Genomic DNA, 255 nt, shown 5'->3' with positions numbered 1-255 from the left:
CCGCATACGCAACGCCCGCCGGCTATCACACGCATACGGTTTGGCCTCATCCGCTTTCGCTCACCACTACTCACGGAATCACTCTTGTTTTCTCTTCCTACGGGTACTGAGATGTTTCACTTCCCCGTGTTACCACCAACCGCCCTATACATTCAGGCGGAGGCAACACCACATGACTGGTGCTAGGTTTCCCCATTCGGACATCCCCGGATCAACGTCTGGTTGGCGACTCCCCGAGGCTTAACGCAGCCTCCC

The 255-nt window shown here is 56.9% G+C and carries 1 rRNA gene; it reads right to left on the bottom strand.

The features are described from left to right. Positions 1-255: ribosomal RNA gene (locus QSK34_RS37705) — 23S ribosomal RNA — on the bottom strand; the annotation flags it as partial.

It is taken from the genome of Herbidospora sp. NBRC 101105, from assembly GCF_030269205.1.
Lineage (GTDB): Bacteria > Actinomycetota > Actinomycetes > Streptosporangiales > Streptosporangiaceae > Herbidospora > Herbidospora solisilvae.
This window is presented reverse-complemented; position numbering and strand designations above follow the sequence as displayed.